10 protein-coding genes are annotated in these 23,271 nt (G+C 57.2%); all 10 read left to right on the top strand.

The window, feature by feature from the left end; all coding sequences use genetic code 11:
- The first annotated feature begins 5 nt into the window (after positions 1–5).
- The 10 genes from HMPREF1022_RS00220 (at position 6) to HMPREF1022_RS00175 (ending at position 23,271) form a co-directional block, all read left to right on the top strand.
- Positions 6–1,763 (top strand): ABC transporter ATP-binding protein, encoded by a 1,758-nt coding sequence (locus HMPREF1022_RS00220; RefSeq protein ID WP_232221508.1) that lies wholly within the window; start codon positions 6–8, stop codon positions 1,761–1,763.
- Complete coding sequence (locus HMPREF1022_RS00215) at positions 1,756–3,474, top strand: ABC transporter ATP-binding protein (RefSeq protein WP_008683713.1); 1,719 nt, start codon at positions 1,756–1,758, stop codon at positions 3,472–3,474. The genes HMPREF1022_RS00220 and HMPREF1022_RS00215 overlap by 8 nt, the downstream gene beginning before the upstream one ends.
- 103 nt (positions 3,475–3,577) lie before the next feature.
- Positions 3,578–9,289, top strand: coding sequence for a non-ribosomal peptide synthetase (locus HMPREF1022_RS00210; protein WP_009301360.1), 5,712 nt, complete (start codon positions 3,578–3,580; stop codon positions 9,287–9,289).
- A 165-nt stretch (positions 9,290–9,454) separates the two neighbouring features.
- Entirely contained in the window at positions 9,455–11,602 is a 2,148-nt protein-coding gene (locus tag HMPREF1022_RS00205) for a TonB-dependent receptor (RefSeq protein ID WP_009301359.1), read from the top strand.
- A 76-nt stretch (positions 11,603–11,678) separates the two neighbouring features.
- Positions 11,679–15,152, top strand: a complete 3,474-nt coding sequence (locus tag HMPREF1022_RS00200) for a non-ribosomal peptide synthetase (RefSeq protein WP_009301357.1) — start codon at positions 11,679–11,681, stop codon at positions 15,150–15,152.
- Positions 15,152–18,199, top strand: a complete 3,048-nt coding sequence (locus HMPREF1022_RS00195) for a type I polyketide synthase (protein WP_009301355.1) — start codon at positions 15,152–15,154, stop codon at positions 18,197–18,199. The genes HMPREF1022_RS00200 and HMPREF1022_RS00195 overlap by 1 nt, the downstream gene beginning before the upstream one ends.
- Before the next feature lie 77 nt (positions 18,200–18,276).
- Positions 18,277–19,620 carry a branched-chain amino acid transport system II carrier protein gene (locus HMPREF1022_RS00190; RefSeq protein WP_009301353.1) on the top strand — a complete coding sequence of 448 codons (1,344 nt, stop codon included), beginning with the start codon at positions 18,277–18,279 and terminating at the stop codon, positions 19,618–19,620.
- Positions 19,621–19,631: 11 nt separating this feature from the next.
- The gene (locus tag HMPREF1022_RS00185) at positions 19,632–20,900 is read left to right on the top strand and encodes an aromatic amino acid transport family protein (RefSeq protein WP_009301351.1); all 1,269 of its coding nucleotides are present in this window, start codon (positions 19,632–19,634) and stop codon (positions 20,898–20,900) included.
- A 135-nt stretch (positions 20,901–21,035) separates the two neighbouring features.
- The gene (locus HMPREF1022_RS00180) at positions 21,036–22,409 is read left to right on the top strand and encodes an MATE family efflux transporter (RefSeq protein WP_009301349.1); all 1,374 of its coding nucleotides are present in this window, start codon (positions 21,036–21,038) and stop codon (positions 22,407–22,409) included.
- Positions 22,410–22,581: 172 nt separating this feature from the next.
- Positions 22,582–23,271 (top strand): MotA/TolQ/ExbB proton channel family protein, encoded by a 690-nt coding sequence (locus HMPREF1022_RS00175; protein ID WP_008683695.1) that lies wholly within the window; start codon positions 22,582–22,584, stop codon positions 23,269–23,271.

Raw genomic sequence — 23,271 nt, 5'->3', positions numbered from 1 at the left:
ATCTCATGAAACTGGCACCCGAAAGCGTTCCTCCTATGCGCCAGGCCGTCTTCTTCGCCGCAGCGGCGGCGTTTTTTTATCCTATTCCCATCTTTATGGCCTGGATGGTTTTCCGCAGCCTGCAAAACGGTACGAGCAACAGTTTGCTGGCGCTTTTTTTCGCCATTGCAACTATTGCTATCATCCTGGTCTTCATTTGCAGGGCGCGGTGCACGGCCTTTGCGCATAAGGCTTCTTTCATATTTGGGACAAAAATCTGTGCGGTATTGATGGACCATTTGGGAAAAATCCCCCTGCACTGGTTTTCAAATAAAAGTACTGGAGAATTAAAGAAAATTCTTAAACATGACATCGAATTAATGGAGTATTTTATTGCTCATAACATATCTGACAGCATAGCCTGTGTCTTACTTCCCATACTGTGCATATGCATCCTTTTCTTTATCAATACAACACTTTCCTTTGTAATCCTTTCAATAATAATAATTGCAATATATATTCATTATATAACATTTAAACTCATGAAGAATACAACTCTTAATGATGAATATTTCAAAACAGTATCAATACTTCATTCTGATACAATAGAGTTTATACATGGAATGCAGGATATAAAGATATTTAACAGAACAAATGAATCATATCGAAGAATGGACGATGCAATAAAAAATTTCAAAAAAATACAAATAGATATACAAAAAGTTTTTTTACACAGGTGCATGTATTTTCTTACCATAACCGCAATGGCCTTTGTTATTACAGCCATGGCAGGCGCCTATTTATACAAGTCCGGTTACATTCAGCTTGATATCATGCTGTTGTTCATAATGGTGGGGTGGATATCCTTCGTCCCTCTTACGCGCATGCCCCGCTTCATCACTTTTTTGTGGAAGGCGGGTGTCGGTTACCATGGCATGAAACAGCTTCTGGACGTGCCGGAAGAAGTACGGGGCGACCGCAAATACGACAGCTCCATCGTGCCGGACCTCAGGGTTGAAAATCTGTCAGTGAACTATGACGACAAACCTGTGCTGAAAAACATAAGCTTTGAGGCCAGCGCATCCGCCATAACCGCCATTGTCGGCTTTAGCGGTTCCGGTAAGAGCACTCTGGTCGCGGCCCTTGCAGGCATGGAGCGCCTGAGTTCCGGCCGAATCACCGTGGGCGGCATAGATCTGCAGGAGTTCGCAAGCGGCGAGCTCGGCAAACTGATGGCTCTGGTTTTTCAGAATCCCTTTATTTTTTCGGGAACAGTAAGGGAAAATCTCTGCCTTGGCCTGGACAACCCTTCACAGGAACAAATTGAAGCCGCCGCCCGCATGGTCCAGTGTGACAAATTCATTAAAAGCCTGCCCAACGGTTACGACACCCGGATCGGTTCCGGCGGCGAAGTCCACCTCAGCGGCGGCCAGCGCCAGCGGCTGGCCCTGGCCCGCATGGCTCTGCATAATGCCCCGGTTGTTTTGCTTGATGAGGCCAGCGCTTTTGTCGATCCCGAAAGCGAGGAAGCCATTCAGAAAGGACTGTCAAATTTTCTGAAAAACAAGACCGTCATCGTCGTCGCGCACCGGCTGTCGTCCATCGCCCATGCCGACAACATCATCGTGCTGGACAAGGGAGCCATTGCAGAAAGCGGAACCCATGCGGAGTTGCTACAGCAGAACGGCGTATACAGCCGCATGTGGGATGCCTGGCAAACCACACGCTCGTGGGAACTCTGTTCTCCTTCTGAAAAAAACAGCTCCGGGGGCAAAGATGCTTAAGAATATACTTGCCTTTATCCAGGGAAAGCAAAAGCCCCTGTTACAGGCCATTGTACTGACTTTTTCCGTTCAGGCAGTACAGACCGCAGCCTATCTTCTGGTATTCTTTTTAATGCTCTATCTGACGTCAGATCCCACATACATCGGCATTCATGCATTCAGCCTCGCTCTGCTCCTGCTCGCGCTGGGGTACTACTTTGTCAGCTTCGCGGCATCATCCGCTTCGCTGAAATCGGGCTATGATATTGTCGCCGACATAAGGGTTCGCCTTGCCGCCCATCTGCGCACACTGCCGCTCTCGTACTTCAGGCGCACCAACAATGCCAAGATCAGCGGCTGCTTTCTGCACGACATGGTCGACGCTGAGTCCATTTTTTGCGTATACATTCAAGAGATGGCCGCCTGCATAGCCATTGTTCTCATGCTGGGAATCGCCACGGCATTCGTGACCGGCCCCCTGAGCCTCATCCCCCTGGTGGGGATTGCAGCCTCTTTGCCCATCCTTTACAGGGCCTACACCGCCACCGGCTCAAAAACGCAGGGGTTCCTGGACAGCAGAGCTCTGGCGGACAGCACGCTCCTGGAATACCTCGGCGGCATCGCTGAGCTCAAGGCCAACGGCATCACGGGACGCGGCTTTACGCCCTGGACAATGGCCAACGCCCGCTTTCGCAAGCTCGCCCTTGAGCTGGAAATCAAGGTCGGCGACCTGTGCCGCTCCTATATCTCTCTGTTGGATATAGTCTTTATCGCTACCGTGGCTGTCGGCGGGTGGGCCGTTTCCACTCACAGGGCTGATGCTGCCGTACTGCTTTTCATCCTTCTTATCAGCGGCAGGTTTTACGAACCATTGCAAAATATTGGCGTCTTTTTGACGGAATTCAGATTCGCTACGGAATCCTTGCGCCGTATTACGTCGATTTTTCAGGAAAAGAGCTTACCCCAGTTGCCCGGCTACACGCCACCAGCTGATCTGAACATTACTTTTGACCGTGTATCATTCTCCTATGGGCAACGCCAGGTCCTGAACGATATATCATTTCACATGCCTCAGGGTACGGTTACCGCCCTTGTCGGGGAGTCCGGAAGCGGCAAAACCACCACAGCCAACCTCCTGCTGAGATTCTGGGATGTCAGCGGCGGATCTATCCGTATCGGCGGAACCGATATTCGGACGTTTTCGCAAAACGATTTCTACAAACTGTTCAGCGTGGTATTTCAGGATGTATACCTGTTCAACGATACCGTGCTGAACAATATACGCATGGCCTCTCCCCAGGCGAGCGAAGAAGAAGTGATGGAGGCGGCCCGCAAGGCTCACTGCCATGAATTTATCATGGAACTGGAAAACAAGTACGACACCATGGTCGGGGAAGGCGGGGCTCGCCTTTCCGGCGGCGAGCGCCAACGCATTGCCATAGCCAGAGCCATTTTGAAAAACGCTCCCCTACTGGTGCTTGATGAGGCCACAGCCTCCGTGGACCCCGAAAACGAGCTCCTGATCCAGGAGGCGCTCAAGACCCTCGTCAAGAACAAGACTCTGCTGATCATCGCCCACCGGCTGTCCACCGTGCGCGGGGCGCATCAGATACTCGTGCTCAAGGAAGGCGGCATTGCTGAAAAAGGAAGCCATGAGGAACTAATGCGCCGCAAGGGCATTTACTATCAATTCTGGCAATGCCAGGAACGCCTGAAGTCCTGGAGCATTTAGCCGCGACCGGCCATGGGAGAATCATTCCATCGGCCCAGGCACTTAATGAAAATGAAATTAAAATTCTTTTCTATAACATCAAAGATTACTTCCCGAGGTCGTCATGGACTTGCCCCCCAATATTGAAGAGGTTTTCCCCGTAACTCCGCTCCAGGCCGGTATGCTCTTCCACGACCTTAAAGAGCCGGGCGCCTCTGTCTATATCCAGCAGTACGCCTTTGCCGTCAGGGGTCGCTTTGACATGCGAAAACTGGACGCGGCCTGGATGCTGACGCTCCAAAGGATCCCCTCCCTGCGTACTTCCTTTCACTGGGAAGGACTGAGCAAACCCCTGCAGGCAGTGCATGCCAAGGTTGACTACAGATTTCACCATGAAGACCTGCGCGCCCTGCCTCCGGATGGACAGGAAAAAAGACTGCGCCGCTTTATGGAGGAAGACCGGGCCGTGAGCTTCGCACTCGACAGACCTCCGCTGGTTCGTTTGGCATTCCACCACCTCAAGGATGACCATCTGCATATGCTGCTGACATTGCATCATATTGTGGCGGATGGCTGGTCAATCGGTGTGCTTTTCGAAGAGTTTTGCAAAGCCTATTCCTGCGGATCTTCTCCACTACCGACCGGCAGAGGCAACCTCCCCTCCATGCGCGCATATGTGGCCTATCTGGGAGCCAAAAACAACGAAACCTCCTTGCGCTGGTGGGCCGCCAAACTTGACGCCGCCCAATGCCCTCCCCTGCCACGGAGGAAAAAACATCCCCGGGGCGACGGAGAAGAAGTGGATCAAAGCGGCATGCCGGGCAGGCTGGAGCATTCACTGACTGAGGACGAAACGGCGTTTCTGACACGATCCGCCGCCGGGCTGGGCCTGACCCTGAACGTCTTTTTTCAGGCGGCATGGGCGCATGTTCTTTCCGTAAACTCAGGCCGTGCCGACGTGCTTTTCGCCTCAAGCTTTGCGCTCCGCCCAGCCGAAATTCCCGATGTTGAAAAAATCTTCGGCCCGCTGCTGAACGTTCTTCCCATTCGCATTGCCTTCAACGGGCAGATATGCCGCGACTGGCTGCAATCCATCCAGAATGACATGATTGAAGCAGCCGAGCACGGCCATGTGTCAGTCACCGCATTGCGTGAACTCTGCACCGCCAGTGCCGACGGCAGTTTTATCAATACCATGACCGTATTCGAGAATATTTCCGGCCAAGGCAACGGGGAACTTCCCTTTGAGATGACCGTTGAGGAAAGCTTTGAAAAAACCAGTTACCCCCTGACCGTCATGGGCTTTCCCGAACATACGCTTCGCCTGGCGCTCATCTATGACCGTCGACTTTTTTCCGACTTCGATGCGGAAACCATGCTTCTGCAAATGAAGGAGTTCATGCTCGCCCTGGCGCATGGCCGGGATCTCCCTCTTTCCCAGATCACCACCGCTCTTTCCGCAGCCCCTGCGGACAAGGCCGTTATACTTGCCGGGGAGGAGCATATTTTTCCCCCCTTTGATCCCTGGCTTGTTTTTGATTCCCTGGTGAAACGGAAAGAGGACGAACCGGCCCTTATACTGGCGGCAGATCCGGCGGACAAAAAAAGTGGCAAAAAGCGGGATATCATTGTCAGCTACGGCGAACTGCACAAGAAGGCGGATCATATTGCCGCCCTGCTTCATGGCCGAGGATTCGCCGCCGGAGACAAGGCCGGAATCCGCGCTGTACCCGGCGCGGACATGATCGCCGCCATGCTGGCCGTATGGCGGCTGAACGGCGCATGGATGCCCCTGCCCCCAATCTATCCTGAAAGACAATCAGTGAGAATAATTGAAGATTCCGGGATAACCGTTCTTATTGCCGGACAAGGCCTGTGGAATGACCGACACATGCCCGGCTCCTTGAACAGCGTTCTCTTTATTGACGGTTTCGACAGCGACACCACGGACGATGCGGGACACTCTCTACCCTCGCATATTGCGGCAGACCAGAGGGATGTGGGCTGCTTACTGTATACCTCCGGCTCAACGGGGCGGCCCAAAGGGGTTTGCCTGAGCCACGCCGGTCTCGGCAACCGCCTTCAGTGGATGTGGAAAGAGTACCCCTGGCAAAAAGGCGAGCGGGCCTGCGCCAAAACGACCACTGCTTTCGCAGACTTTTTCTGGGAAATTTTTGGCGCTCTTTTGGCGGGCACGCCCGTGGTGATTCCCAGCGCCGACTCCGCCAAGGACATTGCCTCTCTCGCGGAACTTGTCCACGAGCATGCTGTCAGCCGTCTGGTCATCACGCCCTCGCTGCTTTCCGCCCTGGTGGGCTCCGGACTGTTCGGCAGGTGGATGAACCGTCTCAGCCTTTTGTCCTGCAGCGGCGAGTCCCTTTCACCGAGGCTGGTGGAAAGCATACTCGCCCAAGTTCCGGAAGTGCGCCTCCTGAACCTCTACGGCTCGACAGAAGTGACGGCGGACGCGACCTGGCATGAAGCTTCCGCTTCCGGTAGCCTGGGCGACACGGTCTCCATCGGCAAGCCCATTGCGAACACCCTTGTCGCCGTCGTGGATGAAAACGGACGCCCCCTGCCACGCGGGGAAGAGGGAGAGATTCTTGTTTCCGGGGCCTGCCTTGCCACAGGCTACCACAATAACGAAGACATGACCCGCAAGTGCTTCCGCAAATTTCCGGCACTGGAGGCATTCAGTCCCGGCGCGACATGGTTCTCCACCGGCGACCTGGCCCATATAGGTCAAGATGGCCTCCTCTATTACAAGGGCCGCAAAGACAGGCAGGTCAAGATACGTGGCGTACGCGTGGAGCCTGATGAAGTGCGCCACATCCTTGAAAAGCACCCCGCCGTTTCAGAGGCCGTTGTCTACGGCGTTCTTGACAGGACGGAACAAAAACGGCTTGTGGCCTATATCGCTCCTGACAGCCGCCGTAATGATCATGTCAATGCCGGTACAAGCCATCTTGAGCAGTGGAAGCATCTTTACAACGCGACTTATGAAAAGATCGCGCAAAAAGGCAACTTCACCGCAGACTACCATATATGGGTCAGCAGCTATACCGGCCTGCCGCTCACGCGGGAGGAAATGGACGAGTGCATGGCTGAAACCGTGCGTTCCATCACGGCATTGAATCCGGAGCGCATTCTTGAGATCGGCTGCGGGCAAGGTTTTCTGCTCTTCCCCCTGAAGGCCGTCTGCCGCCAGTACACAGGCACGGACAATGCGCCGGAAGCCTTGCTGCGCCTGTCCCAGGCCCTGGAAACCCCGTGGCGGGACGGGCAGGCATCCACAAAGGGCGTTTGCCTGTACGAAGGGCATGCGCACGATCTTTCCATGATCAGGGACGAGCCCTATGACACTGCGGTATACAATTCCGTTGTTCAGTATTTTCCCGACAGGAAATACCTGCTCACGGCCCTGGAACAGGCCATAGGAAAGCTGGGCCACGGCGGAAGGATATATCTTGGAGATCTGCGCAATTATGATGCGGAAGATATTTTTCGCTACAGTCTATTGATACATAGCCACAAGGACCAGCGCGGCACGGAAAACGAGTTCCTGGTTACGGACGTGCTGAGCCGTACGGCCAGGATGAAGAGCGGCGAAAAAGAACTGCTGGTGTCTCCGCGCTTTTTCCATCAACTGCCCGGCAGCCTGCCTCGCGTCCGCGCGGTGGAAACCATGCCCAAGCGCGGACATGCCGACAACGAACTGACACGGTTCCGCTATGAGGCTTTTCTTTACCTGGATACCATCCCGCTGCGCGAATTTTGCGGCAGCTCCGTCCAATGGGACGCGGCAAGGCACGGGCGGCGGGAACTTGCCCGAATGGTCCGCCAGGCCACGCAAAAGGGGATGGATTTATGCGTCCGGCGCATGGCCAACGCGCGCCTGACCCCTTGGCTGCGTTTCAAAATGGCGCTTGAAGATGCCGTGGCTTCAGGCGAAATGTTCTCCTCCATGTCCATGCTGTTACAAAAAAGCGAAGCTCATGAAGAAAGTGCGGGATTTACCCGCGAAGCCCTGCATGATCTTGCCCAGGAAACGGAATGCGAGGTGGATGTCCATTTTGCTTCTGACGGACTTTCCATCGACGCGCTTTTCCGTCCCAAGGGCAGCGGCAAAGCCGCACTTCCCCTTTCCGGCGCTGATGATCGCACGGAAGGCCCGCTATCCAACTCTCCCGTTGAGAACCGCGTACAGATCAACTTGCGCACAGAGCTTGAAAAATATCTTGAGGAGCAATTGAGCGCTCCCATGAGACCGGAAATATTGCTGTTTTCAAAATTCATACCCAAAACCCTCACCGGGAAAATTGACGTCAAGCAACTGCCCAATCCCTTCCGCCAGGAACAGGATGCAAAGGGCAGTCTGCCGCAAACAAGCGAAGAGAAAAAGCTGGCCGAGATATGGCGCGGCCTGCTCGCAGTGCGGCATGTTTTCAGGGAAGACGACTTTTTCAGGCTGGGCGGGAACTCCATCTCCATTACGCAACTGGCTTTTATATTGCGAGGAGAATTCGGCAATCATGTGAACTTCAGGGATCTTTACCAGGTTCCCACCCTTCGCGACATGGCCGCCTATCTTGCCGGAAACGTGAAGCCCGGGTGCGTCGAGGGCCTGTCCGACGCCCATCTCAATATCCCCGAGGGGCTGCCCGAGGAAGACATTCACATGGCTGACGCCGCTGTGCCGGACTCCCTGGCGGCTCATCCCCTGCTCCCCGGCCAGCGCATCCTTGTGACAGGCGCTCCTGGAGCCATCGGGCTTTGGGTGTTGTCTCATCTGTTGGAGCGGCGCGATTGCACCATCCTTTGCCTGGAAGAGCCGGAAGGCTCCACCGGCAATGCCGGTCCGCTGGAGTGCCTGCAACAGCGCATGCGCGAATCCCATTGCTGGCACAGCGACTACGCGCGCCATCTGCGCATGGTTCACGGGCGGCTGGGCGAGGAGCGTTTCGGACTGGGCGAGGCAGAGTGGGCGCGCCTGGCCGACAACATCGATCTTGTTGTGCACAGCGGCCTCAAGGTGAATCTGGCGCAAAGCTATCGCAACCTGCGCCGGATCAATGTGGCGGGCACAAAAGAGGCCATTGCGTTCTGCTGCGCGGGCCGGTGCAAGCCTCTGCATTTTATCAGCAGTCTGTCCATTGCCGACCACAGTGCGCGTGAAGAGAGCAGCATCATCCGGGAAGACGATGATTTCACATCCAACAAGGGACTTTCAAGCGGCTATATCCTCAGCAGATGGGTTATGGATGCCATGGTGCGCAGGGCCGGGAACCGGGGGCTGCCGGTAGCCATTTACAGGTTCAACACCGTCGGCGGCGACACTGTCAGCCATCATTGCGATACGACGGAAATTTACTGGCGGCTCCTGCGGGTCTGCTGCCAGATGGGTCTTGTGCCTGAAAGCCGTCGCCTTGTGGACATTGTTCCCGTTAATGTGGCGGCCTCTGTCGTTCCAAGCATAGCGACCCGCGCGGGAAGCTACGGCCGCGCCTTTCATATCTGCAATCCGAGACCGGAACCGTGGGGCTGCTGGACAGACTACCTGAACCGCCTGGGCTACAACGTTTCACTTGTGCCCTCCTCGGACTGGGTACGGCATCTCAATCGGGAGGCGGAAGGCAGCAATGACGACAATCTGCGAATACTGCTTTCCATGGTCAGGCAGGACGGCGGCGACAGCATAAAGCCCCTGCGCATCGACATGAGCAACACCCTCGGCATGGCCGCACCGAAAATTCCCCCGTTTTCCTTTGAACTTTTTAAAAAATACCACAGCGTTATGCTCAGGGAGGGATGGCTTCCCAATCCCGGAGCGCAATAGGATAATTTTTTTACATTTCCGGGGGTGCTTTTTTGTATTGCTATCCATATCCTTGAACAGGTTGACGTGTGTTTGGGCAGTTCTGTGTCCAAACACACGTATTGGGGGTGGACGCACGTCGTCCAATTGAAAAAGAAATTCATTTTTATTTCTAAGGAGGAACCCATGTCGCCAGCCAAGAGCAAACTTGGCAACTACTGCCTGTACCTTATGATCACCGCATGCCTGTGCGCTGCGCCAGTCGTCGCCATGGCGGAGGAAGACGACGCCAAAGAACCCCGGCAAAATTCGGGCACGGATGAGGCAAAAACCAATAATGCCACGCCGTACGGACTGCCGCCGGTTATCGTGACGGTGGATAAAAGAAAAACCGAGGTACAGAAGACGCCCATGACCTTGACCGTGCTGGATTCACAACAGCTTGACGACAAGGGCGTCACCAAGATTGACGACGTGTTGCGGCGCGTACCCAACCTCTCCGTCAACCGGGGCATGGGCGGCATGAACTATATGTCCTTTCGCGGCGCGCCCACGGTCATCCCCACGGAAACCAACCCACTGGTGATCTATGTGGATGGCGTTCCCGCGGACACTTTTATGAACATGGACGCCTCTCTTCTGGACATCGAACGGGTCGAAGTGCTGCGAGGTCCGCAGAGCGTCATGTACGGCAAAAACTCCTTCGGCGGCATTATCAACGTCATCTCCAAAAAGCCGGACAATACTATCAGGGGGAAGGTCTTTACCCGCGCCGAGTCATATGAGGGCTACGCCCTCGGCGGAACCGTGAGCGGCCCTCTGAAAGAAGACCTGTTCTATATCTCCCTGTCCGCCATGCATGATCAGTCGGAAGGCTACATGGACGTCTCGGGCCGCGACAGAAGCAATACCAGTCAGAAAGACAGGTTCAAGGGAACGCTTCGCCTCACGCCTACAAAGCAGGTTGATATTTCCCTGCACGGCGACTACACCCGCTCGCGCGAGCGGCCCGCCTACATCAAGGGAGACGAACCGACTCTGGACTCCTTTTCCACCAACAAGGACTACTCCGACAGCGACACCCTGAACCTGGCCCTGACCGCCTCGGTGGACATGGACTTCATGACCTTCAACTCCGTAACGACCTATCGCACTGAAACCATAGACTTCCAGGCATATCTCAATCCGGTGATGCCTATGGCGGACACCTCCGGCCGTAATATCGTACGCAAAGAAGTCACCCAGGAATTCCGGCTCAATTCCCCTGAAGACAGTAAAGTGCAGTGGCTGCTCGGGCTGTACGGAAGTTATACCGACCTGGACATCAAAAACATCTACGCCAATTACATGCCCATGTATGGCTTCGACAACATATCACTGAATCAGCCCTTCAAGCAAACCACTCAGGAAATAGCGCCCTTCGGCCAGATTGACATTCCGCTTACGGAATCGGTCCATGCCATCGCCGGATTGCGCTGGTATAACGCCTACAAGTCCGCCACCATCAAATATGAGCCCAACAGCGACATGCAGGCGCTTTTCGGTTCCAAACCCATGGAGACCAGCCCGGACAAGAGCTGGAGCGAGCTGCTGCCCCGTTTTGCGCTCACCTGGCAGATAAACCCCAGCGACATGATCTACGCGGGCGTGAGTCGCAGTGCCGTGCCCGGCGGCTTCAACTACGGTGCTTCCACGCCGACCGAGCTCACCTACGATTCCCAGACCGCCTGGAACTATGAAATCGGCGCCAAAACCGGCTGGTTTGACAACAAATTCCTGGCAAATCTGAGCTTGTTTTACTCGACCTTCGAAAATCTCCAGATCATGGAATACAACCCCACCCTTGCCGCGTATGTGGCGAGAAACGCCGGCAGGGCTTCCAGCTACGGCGCAGAACTGGACCTTACCTGGAGGATACTCGAAGGCCTCGAATTCGATCTGAGCGGCGGCTATACCTATGCGCAGTATGACGACTACAGAACAATGGATACCACGACCGGCAGGGACGTCTCCTATGACGGCAAGCGCATTCCCTACACGCCGACCTTTTCCGGCACCGCCGGGTTGCAGTACAGGCATTCCTCAGGAGTCTTCGCCCGCATGGAAGCCATCTATGCCGACAAGCTCTACTGGGATGACGCCAATGACTATTACCGTGATCCCGTAACCGTCTTCAACGCGCGTCTCGGATATGAAGGGGACAACTTCGACATCTATCTGTACGGAAAAAATATTTTCGGTACGCGTTACCTTCAGTCCTATGCATCCACAACGTCCATAGGCGTCATGGCGCCTCCGCAGACCTTCGGCGTGGAGCTGGCCTACCGCTTCTGACCGCATTGGGAACCCGCCGGGGAAATCCGGCGGGTTCCTGTCAACGACGCTTTCCTTCCCGCCATGGAGGTTCAACGTGACCATATCCGGGAAAAATCTGCGGGCTCTGTCCCTTGAGGAACTGGCTGCCCTCGCGGCTTCCATCTACCCTCAAAAACAGGCCGCCGCTGAAAAAGGTCCGGCCGAACCGCATGATGCGCCGCCGTGGGAAATGATCCCGGAGAATGAAGGCGCAAACGGGCTTTCTCTTGCTCAGGAGCGCCTCTGGTTCATGGATCGTCTCTCCCCGGAAAATCCTTTCTACAATATCCCATTCGGCCTTGAAATTACAGGAAGCTTGAATCATAGGGCTTTCTGGCAGGCATGGCTTGCGGTCATTGCCAGGCATGAATGCCTCACAAGTGTCTTCCCCGCCACGCCGGACGGCACGCCGGAACTGAAGCATATTGATGCGGAACAATGCGCCCTGCGCATGGTCGACATACGAGCCTCCGACCGCGCGCAGCGGCAAAAAACGCTTCGGGAAGCCATGAAAAAAGAAGCTGCGACCGGTTTTTCCCTGGCTTCCGGCCCTCTGGCGCGCGGCACGCTCTATCAACTTGAGGATACCAGCCATACACTGCTTTATACGTTTCATCATATTATTTTTGACGGCTGGTCGCTGGCTGTCTTTCTTGATGAACTTTTCGCCGTCTACGAAGGCATATGCACGGGAAACGTCCCGGACCTGCCGAAACCGCCAAGCTATGCGCGCTTCGCCCGATGGCAGCGGGCCGGCATGGACGGGCCGCATGCCCGGCAGGAAAGAGATTGGTGGAAAAAGCACCTGGACGATCTGCCCAGTCTGGAAGTGCGCCCAGATTTCCCCCGGCCCGACGTGCAGAGCTTCAAGGGGCATACCCTTTCCTTTTCCGTACCGCACAAAGTCAGTTCCGCCATCGACGCACTGGCCCACCGGCATGGAGCCACCCCCTTCATGGCCTGGCTGGCAATATACGCCCTTATCTTGGGCCGCATGTCCGGACAGTCCTCCTTTGCCGTCGGCAGTTCCATATCCGGCAGGGAACATCCGCTGACAGAGCGGATGGTAGGATTTTTTCTGAACAATCTTGTGGTCAGGACGGATATTAACTCCGACGCGGACTTTATCTCCCACCTCCGGAACATCCGGCAAAGCGTGCTGCTCTCCCTTGAGCACGCCGGGTTGCCCTTCCAGTTTATCGCCGAGGGCCTGGGACAGAACCTCGACATAAGCCGCAACCCTGTATACCAGGCGGCCCTCACCTACCAGAACGCGCCTATGCCGCGCAATCTGCCTGCAGGTCTTGAACTGCGCTCCATCTTTGTTCCCTCAAACTCGACCCACCTGGATATGGAGCTGCTTGTCGAGCCCGGGACGAAAGGACACACCCTCTACCTGACCTATGCCACGGATATTTTTTCCCTTCAGACCGCAAAGGCCGCCTGCCGGGCCTTGTCCGTCATGGCGGAAAAGTTGGCATCCGATCCCGCTCCCCCCTTGCGCGTGCTGCTGCGTGACCCCGAAATTTTTTCTTTTCCCTTCAGCGGTCATGAATCCGTCATTTCCGGACCTGAAAAGCCCCATGCATTTCGGGATGTCTGGAGCAGGTTTATGGGCTGCGTCCACACCCGCTTCGAATCCGTGGCCCTGAAAATCCGTCCACCCAGGCATGCGGATGCGCCGGAACAGGATATCACCTATGCCCGGCTTGCGGCCATGGTTGACGGCGCGGCACGCCTTCTGAGCGGACAGGGCCTTGGTCCCGGAAAAATCGTGGCCCTGATGCCAGCCTCGCCCCTGGATCTGATTGTCGTCATGCTCGCCGTATGGCGCACGGGAGCGGCCTGGGTTCCTCTCGACCCCGACCATCCGTCCACCCGCAACAGAGATATTATTTTATCTTCCGGCGCATCCATTCTTGTTGCCGTCCCCGAGCATCTGGAAGCCCTGTGCCGGAGCGGATTGCCCGATGGGGCCGTCCGCCTGCTGCCCGCTCCCCTCCGGTTGGATTACGCCGCCCAACTCCCTCCGCCTCCGCCCGCGTGCACGACCTCCGCCGAAGACCTGGCATGCATTCTCCACACCTCCGGCAGTACGGGCATTCCCAAGGGGATAGAACTTACGCACGGAGCCATGGCCCATCGGTGGGAATGGATGTGGCGTCGCCTGCCCTGGCAGGACGGCGACCTGGCCTACCTCAAGACGTCTCCGCTTTTTGTGGATTTTTTGTGGGAAGTTTTCGGCGCGCTGCTGGCCGGAACGCCGCTTCTGATCACAGACCGCGCCCCGGCCCGGAATGTGCCCGCCATGGTGGAGGAAATGGAACGCCACGGGGTAACGCAGATCGTCCTTGTCCCCTCCCTGCTCTCAGCCATGACGCGGGTCCCGGGAGGAATCGCGGGAAGACTGCCCGGTCTGAAAACCATTCTGAGCAGCGGCGAACCCCTTGCCCCGGAGCTGGCGGTTTCTGTCGTCAGGGCCATCCCCGGTATTCTCATCGTAAATCTCTACGGCTCCACCGAAGTCATGGACGCCACGTATTTCTGCATATCCGGGGACAATGCGGAAGATGTCGCCGCCATGAAGGACGTGCCGCTCGGCGTCCCCATTGACGGGACCAGTGTGGCTCTTATGGACGATTTCTCCCTGCCGGTCGCGGCCGGAAGCACGGGCGTCATTCATATCGCCGGGCCGAGCCTGGCGCGGGGTTACAGGACGCCTGACCATAACAGAGCCTTCCTGCGCCTTGACGGCGAGGACGGCCAACGCCGCTGGTTCCGCATCGGTGATCTGGGCCGGATAGATGAGAACGGTAACCTCCACTATCTGGGACGCAGGGATCAGCAGATAAAAATACGCGGCGTTCGCATCGAGGCCGATGCAGTCAGGGATGCTATGCAGGCATACGTGGGCGTGCAGGAGGCCGTTGTCGGGATTTGGAGTGACAGATTCGGGCATCAGCGTCTGGCCGGTTTCATTATCATGGAAAATCACGTTCCGGAAGAACAACAGGACCGCTATGCGCAGGAGTTACGCGGTTTTTTGCTCGAAAGGCTTCCAACCGTAATGGTGCCGGACAATATAAGGGTGGTCGCCCAGTGGCCCCGGACGCCCTCGGGAAAAATCGACAGGCAAACTCTTCTGAAATCTCTGGAGACGGAAAATACGGAACGTCCGTCCGGTATGCCGACGATCGGGGACAGCGTCAAAAGGACTCTTGAAAGGTTGTGGCGGGAAGCCATCGGCCTTCAGAACATCTGCACGGAAAAAAACTTTTTTGAAGCCGGCGGCAATTCTCTTTTACTCGTCCAGCTTCACGAAAGCATCCAGAAAGAATTCCACACGGAGTTCCCCCTCACCGAGTTGTTCCGACACCCCACGATTGAAAGTCAGGCGGCCCTGTTGCGCAGGCGTGAGGTAGGCGGAAGGCCTCAGGCATGCGCGCCCGCGCAGGGGCAGCCGCCTTCCGGCATGCGGGCGCGCAGAATCGCCGCGAGAGCGGCTTCTTTCCGGCGGGAGCATTACTGATGGACTGCAACAAAACACAAAATGATTTTCTGGCCGTGGTGGGCATGGCCTGCCGTTTTCCGGGCGCGGCCTCGCTTGAGGAATTCTGGGAAAATCTTCTGGCCGGTCGGCAGGCCATGAGCCCTGTCGGTGAACAGGCGCTCAACGCGGGTCCGCATAAAAACGTCTGGCGGCTTCCCGGATATGTCCGCATGTGCTGCCGCCTTGAGGATGTGGAGTTCTTTGACCCGGACTTTTTCGGCCTTTCCACGGCTGAAGCCGAAATTATGGACCCGCAGCACCGCCTGCTGCTGGAGACGGCCTGGCGCGCGCTGGAAAATTCCGGCGACACGCGGCCCGACGCCGAAAAAAAGCGAACCGGCGTCTATGCCAGCGTCAACATAAGCTCATACATGCTGGGCAACCTGTACAGCCACATGCTGACGGGAACGCTCGATCCCTTTGAGGTGCTGCTCGGAAACGACAAGGACTATCTCGCCACCCGCATAGCCTACAGACTGGGGCTGCGCGGCCCAGCCGTCAGCGTCCAGACCGCCTGCTCATCGTCGATGGCCGCCCTGCATATGGCTTGCCAGGCGCTTGTTTCCGGCGAGTGCGACAGAGCCCTCGCCGGCGCGGCGACAATCCCCCTGCCCGCCGAACTTGGCTATATGTACATACCCGGCGGCATGCGCTCGCCGGACGGCCGCTGCCGACCTTACGACGCAAACGCCGCCGGAACGATCTTCGGCAGCGGCGTCGCGGCGGTTGTGCTGAAGAGGCTGGAAGACGCCGTGGAAGCCGGAGACGGAATCTGGGCCGTCATACGCGGCAGCGCCATCAATAACGACGGGCGGGAAAAAGTCAGCTTCACGGCTCCCAACCTGGCCGCCCAGGCCGCCGTCATACAGGAGGCCATGCTCATGGCCGGGGTATGCCCGTCCGACATGGCTTTTGTGGAGGGGCACGGCACAGCTACACCTCTGGGGGATCCGATAGAAGTGGCGGCCCTGCGCGCGGCCTATGCCGGTCATGAGAAAAAGAGCGCTGTATATCTGGGTTCTGTCAAGGGCAACGTGGGGCACCTTGACGCCACTTCCGGCATGGCCGGATTCATCAAGGCAGCGCTCAGTCTGCACCACGGCGTATTTCCCGGCACCGCCAACTTCACCCGCATCAATCCCCGCTTCGGCGACGGCATCGCCCCGTTCGAGGTCAACGCGGAGCCGCGTCCTCTTGACGACGACCCGCAAAACCGTATCGGCGGAGTCAGCTCATTCGGATTCGGCGGCACCAATGTGCACATGATCCTGCAGGGCGCACGGCAAAAAACGTCCACCCCGGTATCCTCCCCGCCCGAGCCCCAGCCTCTCTTCCTGTCGGCGGACACGGAGCGGGAAATGGAGAGGCTTGAGCAGGCCCTTTCCACCTGCCTTCAGCGTGAAGAGCCAAGCCCTCCCCCACTGCGGGACCTCGCCTTTACCCTCGCCACCGGGCGTCGGCACGGGCGTTTACGGCGCATTGTCACAGGCCAGGCCCCACAGGACGTTCTCGCCGCGCTCGGCAATCATGATCGCTTTCCCGTAAAAAGCGCGGACGGCAAAAAAGAAATCTGCTTCCTTTTCCCGGGCCAGGGTTCGCAGTCGCCCCACATGCTGCGGAGTCTTTACCGGCAAAACCCGCGCTTTCGTGAACTGCTGGCCGAAAACCGCAGGCATATTCTTGCGGCGGGGGGTCCGGACATTCTCAATCTGCTGCGCGAGAGCTGGGATGACGAGCCGGGTTCTTTTGGGCGCATCACACGGACCGACATGATGCAGCCGGTTCTTTTCGCCCTTGAGCTTTCCCTGGCCACCCTGCTCGAGGAAGCGGGAGTCCGGCCTGCATGCCTGCTGGGACACAGTTTGGGCGAAATTGCCGCCGCCTGCTTCGCCGGAGTGTTCACGCCGGTGGACGCGGCCCGGCTGGTTACAAAACGCGGAGCCCTGATGCAGCAGGCCCCCGAAGGAAGAATGCTCGCGGCCCTGCTGCCGCGCGAAAAGTTGAGCCTGGCCCTTGGCCCCCTTCTGGACCGAATGGAAACAGTCGTCATCAACAGCCGGTCCAATTGCGTGCTTTCCGGGCCGGAGAATATTCTGGAGCAGGCGCGGGAGGCGCTGGAATGCGCAGGCGGGGCCGGTATTTTCCTGCGCACGTCCCATGCCTTCCATTCCTCCGCCATGGACGGCATTCTCGAAGTTTTTGAGACTGTTGCCGCTTCCATCCCCATGAACGCCCCGTCCATTCCGGTCATCAGCAACGTCACCGGCCGCTGGGCGGGAGATGAAATGGCGTCGCCCCAGTATTGGGTACGCCACATCCGCTCCTGCGTGCGATTCGACGCATGCCTCGAGACGGCCTTCGCCACCCCGCGCATGGCGCTGGAAATCGGTCCGGGCAGTGTGCTGTCTTCCCTTTTGCGGCAGCATGTCGGCCCGGACATTATCGCCTTCCCTCCCTTTGCCGAAGACGGCGGGCATCAGGTCCCGGCATCGATAGCGGAAGAATTGTGGCTCAACGGGGCGGACATAGATTGGCGGGGCATCCGCGCTGACGCGCGCCGCTGCCCCCTGCCGCAGCTTCCCATGCGGAAAAGGCGCATCTGGATCTCCCCGGAAGAAACGCCCGCTGTCCACCCCCCGGCCGAACCCGTCGAACATGCCGGAATATCCCAGCCGCAGGGCGGGGAAAGCCGCGCCGGGGCGCGCCGGATGGAAGATGTCATTGCCGCCATCTGGGAAAAAATATTGCGCATGCACCCGGTGGATCGTGACACGTCCTTTATCGAACTTGGCGGCAACTCCGTGCATGTGCTGCATATGATACGCCTGGCACAGGAAGAGGGCATCACCTTCAGCATGAAGGACGTGTTTGAGACAAAGACCGTCAACGCCCTGTGCCGACGCATTGATGAAACGGGGAAAATCCCCTCCGCCCCGTCTTCGCCCGGCACGCACGCTTCCACCGACGACATCGACAGCCGCGACATGGCCGTACTGCGACGCGTGTTCGACGCCGGGCAGGCCTGATCTTTTTCACAACAAGGCGATATTTCAAATAAAACCAGCAGCAACATTCACTCCCTGCCCCGTATGGCGGAGGTAGCATGGGCAAAATACCACGCGCCAAATTGTCTTTCCGCGCTCTCCTTCTGGTCTCGGCGACCATCTTTTCCCTGCATTTTGGGGCGGCTTCCATGCTCTGGCCCACAACCTGGGGGCGGGATTCCGGCCTGAGCTACCCCGTGGCCTTCATGGGCTTTTTCCTTTCGGGCATTTTTCTGCCATGGCTGGGATATCTGGCCGTCAGCAAGGGCAAGGCCACATTTTACGGCCTGACGCGAAACGTCGGCCGCAAATTCTGCCTGATCTACGGCGGCATCACTGTATTGGCTCTCGGGCCGCTCTTTGCCGTGCCCCGCATGAGCGCGGCATCCTGGGACGCCGTCAGCAGGCTTTTTTCCATAGAGGCCGGGGGTCGCGCCTTTCTGCTGTCCATATTGTTCATGCTTGCCTTTTACCTTGTGACGCTGTGGTTCTTCTATCAGAAGGGCGCCATTGTTAACCGGGTCGGGAAAATACTTGTTCCCGTCTTTCTGCTTATGGAAATCATTATCATAGCGGTCTCCATATACATGCCTGTCGGCGAGGCCGCCGGGAAAAACTATGCGCTTCACCCGCTGGGCTACGGATTCATCAACGGCTACCAGACCATGGACCTTATCTGCGCCATCATGTTTTCGGGCTTTATCATCTATGACCTGCAAATGCGTCTGGGCAACGATACGCGGTCCGTCAATCGCGCTCTGGCCGTGGCGGGCCTGTTGGGCTTTCTGATCATGGCCTGCGCGCAATTCGGCGAGATGTACAGAGGCAGCACGGCCAGCAGCGTCTTTCCCGATCTGAGCTATGCCAAACTCTCAGCCACCCTCGCTTTGGTGCAACTCGGTGTGGCGGGAGGCATAGTCTTCAATTTTTGCCTTTTCATGGCCTGCCTGAGCACAGCCATAGGACTGCTTGCCGGAACGGCTTCCTTTATCGAAGAGGCTTCAGGGGGGAAAATATCCTACAAAACTGCCTCCCTGCTCTGCTTTCTGACGGCATTCATCGTCAGTTGCGCCGGATTTGAAGCCATATTCACCTGGGCTACGCCAATACTGCAATTCATCTATCCGCCGTGCATAGCTCTGGCCCTGTGCCATGCCTTTCTCAGCAGATTTACAGGAGGCCTCAGAGCCGCCTGCTACGCGGCGGCCCTCTGGGGGATCGCGGACGCCGCGGCTGAATACCTCAAACTCTTCGGCGTCCAAGATCCGGGCCTGCTTCTGGCGCTGGTTCCCGGATATGAATACGGGCTGGCCTTCATATGGCTGACGGTCGCCGGATGGCTGTGCGGGCAAACGCTCGAATATCTGCATGCCCGCGCGCATGAAAACGTGCCCGCAATATAGGAGGCTTTCCCTTGGAAACCCACGTGCGGCCATATGTAGGTTCTGCTTTGGACAGCAAAAACATCCCTGTTCGTGACTCCGGCCTCTCCCTGCACAAACTCACTCTTGCGGAAAGCATAGGAATCATCGTCGGCACCAATATCGGCGCAGGCATACTGGGACTGGCCTATGCCTCGCGCAAGGCCGGTTACTTGCCCCTGCTGCTCTGGCTTGCCGTCGCCGGTATTTTTACATGCATTTCCATGCTGTATGTCGCGGAAATATGCCTGCGCACCAAGGGCAACCACCAGCTCAGCGGACTTGCGGAGCACCATCTGGGCAGGGCGGGCGCATGGCTGCTTTTCGCGGGCGTGGCGGCCAACAGCTACGGCGCGCTGACGGCCTACATAGCAGGCAGTGGAGAAATCATGAACAGTTTCTTCGGCTCAATGGGCGTCACCAGGCCCATCGGCAGCCTGCTGTTCTTCATCCCCGCCGTCATCATACTGTACACGGGCCTGAAGGCTGTGGGCAAAGGCATAACATTGATTAGCGGCTCCATGGTGCTGCTCATCGCCACTCTCATTGCGGCGACCATCACCCATGAAAAATCCACCCTGCAAAACCTGTGGCAGGCGCAATGGCCGAATATGCTGCCGGTTTTCAACATTGCGGTTTTCTGTTTTTCAGCCCAGTACATGGTTCCTGAAATCGCCCGCGGCAACAAGGACACGCCCCGCAGGCTCGCTCCTGCCATCATCGCGGGAATCGCGGGCAGCTTCATCCTGCTGGCCGCGGTGCCCGCCGCCGTCATCAGCCTGGACGGCATGGAAAATCTGAGCCAGGTGGCGACCATCACCTGGGGAACCACGCTTGGCGTATGGGCGTACTACACGGCCAATGTTTTCGCGCTGCTGGCCATGCTGACCTCATACTGGGGCCTGAGCGGCAGCCTTGTAAGCAATATTTTTGACCACTTTATGATCGGAAGGGACACCATCCCGGCAAAGCGTCTTTTCGTGCTCACCCTGGTCTGCATTCCTCCCTTTTTCATGGCATATTCCAATGCCGCGAACTTTGTGGACGCGCTTTACTTCGCCGGAACCTTCGGGGGCGTGTTTATAGCCACCCTGCCCATATTCATGCTGAACCGCGCGCGCAAGGCCAACCCCGAGCGCCTGCCGTGGCAGTGCGGCTGGTATGCCTGCCGCCCGGTGCAGGCCATCATTCTTCTGCTGTTTCTGGGCAGCGCCGTATACGCCGTGGCGGCGGCCGCGGGCTATATCCCACCGGCATGGTAGCCGGACGGCCGGGAACCCGTGACGCTTTTGTACATATTTTCTGCCGAATGGAGCAGTTTTAAGAAGCCGGGACGGATAGACTTGTTCAGATTGGCTGGGAATGACAGCATTCAACCCGTTTTTTTGGAGAACATGATGCCCTATTTCAGAGCCCTGCGTCAGGAAGCTCCGCATATTTTCAAAATATTCGGACCGTTGCTGATCTCCCAGTACGCCCAGATCGCCAACGGCATCATTGATACGGCCATGGCCGCGCGCTTGGGAACAGTCGAGCTTGGCGGCGTGGCTGTCGGCGTGGCCATCTGGATGCCCGTCTATATGTTCGTGATCGGCATACTCATCAGCGTGTTGATCCTCGTGGCGCAAAGTCACGGCGCGGGAAACCGGGACGGCGCGGTGGTTCTGGGCCACCAGGGACTCTGGATGGGCGGCGTTCTGGGGCTCGCGGCCTCGTGCATCATCATCCCGCTTTCGCAGTACGCCGCTTGGTTCGGCGCGGACGCCCAACTCATGCAGACCTCCCGCGCGTACATATGGTCCGTGGCCTGGGGGCTTCCGCTGGGCGGCATGGCCGTCAGCCTGCGCTTTTTCTGTGAAGGGCAGAATGTCGTCTTTCCCGTCACGGTCATGGCCGTCATCATTGTGGGCTGCAAAACCATTCTCAATTACGCCCTCATGTTCGGCAACCTTGGAGCACCGGCCCTGGGAGTTCAGGGCTGCGGCCTCTCTTCGGCCATATCCATGGGCCTTCTGTTGCTTATGCTCGCCTTTTATATCAGCTTTTCAAAGCACTTCGCCGCAAGACGATTTATGCGCCACATCCAGTGGCCGCGCTTTCAGACCATAAAACAATTTTTCAAGCTGGGGCTGCCCGTTGCTTTCGGTATAACATCCGAATATCTCGTTGCCTCCGTCATCACCATTTTTATCAGCACAACAACAGTTACAGCCGTTGCGGCCCACCAGGTGGCCTTCAGCTGCATGATGCTGTTTTTCGCCACCCCCGCAGCACTTTCCATGGCCGCCTCAATACGGGTGGGCAATTTGTGGGGAGAAAAGCACGTCGCGGAATCACGCGACGCCATCAAGGGCATCATGGCCCTGAGCGTCATCATCGGACTGGTTTTTACTGTTCTTATGCTGGCAGGCGCCCCCAGTCTCGCATACATGTTCTCAAAAGACACGGCGGTAGCCCTTCTGGCGGCTTCGGCCCTGCGCTTCGGCGCCTTCTTCCAACTGGCCGACTCCATGCAGGTCTGCCTCAACGGCGTATTGCGCGGAGTGGGGGATACCACAGCTCCCTTTGTAATCACGGCAATCGTCTATTGGCTTTTCTGCATACCGGTCGGCTATGTGCTGTCAGGCATGCCACTCCCCTGGGGTCTTGGACTTTCTCCCGATCTGCTGGGCATACGGGGCTGGTGGCTGTCTCTGACCATAAGTCTTTTTATCGTGAGCTTTCTTCTCGCGCGAAGGGTCAGGCACACTTTCTGGCTGGTCGCAAAATGAAACTCCGTGCAGACAAACCGCTCTCACCGGATTTTACGGCCATTGCGGGCAGACCGGCATAGCACCTTCGCAGACGCCATGCCGGTCATGCGGCTGCGTGTCGGGTGAAACGGCTTGTCCTTTTATGAAAAGAGATTTAAATTTCAATTTCATATAGAGGGGGAATGACAGAATGGATTCCTTGATTCACGCAGTACTGCAAGCGACTCTTATTTCCAAATTCGTCTTGGTACTGCTGCTGGCCATGTCCATCGCCAGCTGGACATACATGTGCGGCAAATGGTTGACGCTACGCGCTGCGCAGCGTCGTGCGCATGAAGGCCTGTCAGCCTTCGACAAGGCCGGCGAGCTGAAACGGGCGCTGCCCATAGTCGCAGCTGACGAGCGCTCTCCTCTCTACGGCATCACCCGGCGCGCGGTACGCGAATACAATCGCATTACCCGCACTGGAGATACGGAACGCCTGCTTAACGACAACGTTCGCCGCGCCCTGCATTTCGGCATTGCCGAGGAAATTGCGAAACTCAAGTCGTCCCTGGCCCTGCTGGCCACTGCGGCCAACACCGCTCCTTTTATCGGTCTCTTCGGCACGGTATGGGGCATTATGCATTCTTTTACCGCCATTGCCAAAATGAAGAGCGTATCACTGGCAACGGTCGCTCCAGGAATCGCGGAAGCCCTCATCGCCACGGCGGTCGGCCTGTTCGTGGCCATTCCCGCGGTATGCGGCTATAATATGTTTCGGGCCAAGCTGACCGGCATTGAGGGCGTATGCATCAACTACGCCGGGCAATTGCTCAACCGCCTGCAGCACGAAGCCGCCGAACACGGCGACGGCATCAGCTTCGCAGGAAAGGACTAG

It is taken from the genome of Desulfovibrio sp. 6_1_46AFAA (assembly GCF_000224635.1).
GTDB lineage: Bacteria > Desulfobacterota > Desulfovibrionia > Desulfovibrionales > Desulfovibrionaceae > Desulfovibrio > Desulfovibrio fairfieldensis.
Note: the sequence above shows the minus strand (reverse complement) of the source record. Positions and strands in the feature narration are given on the sequence as shown.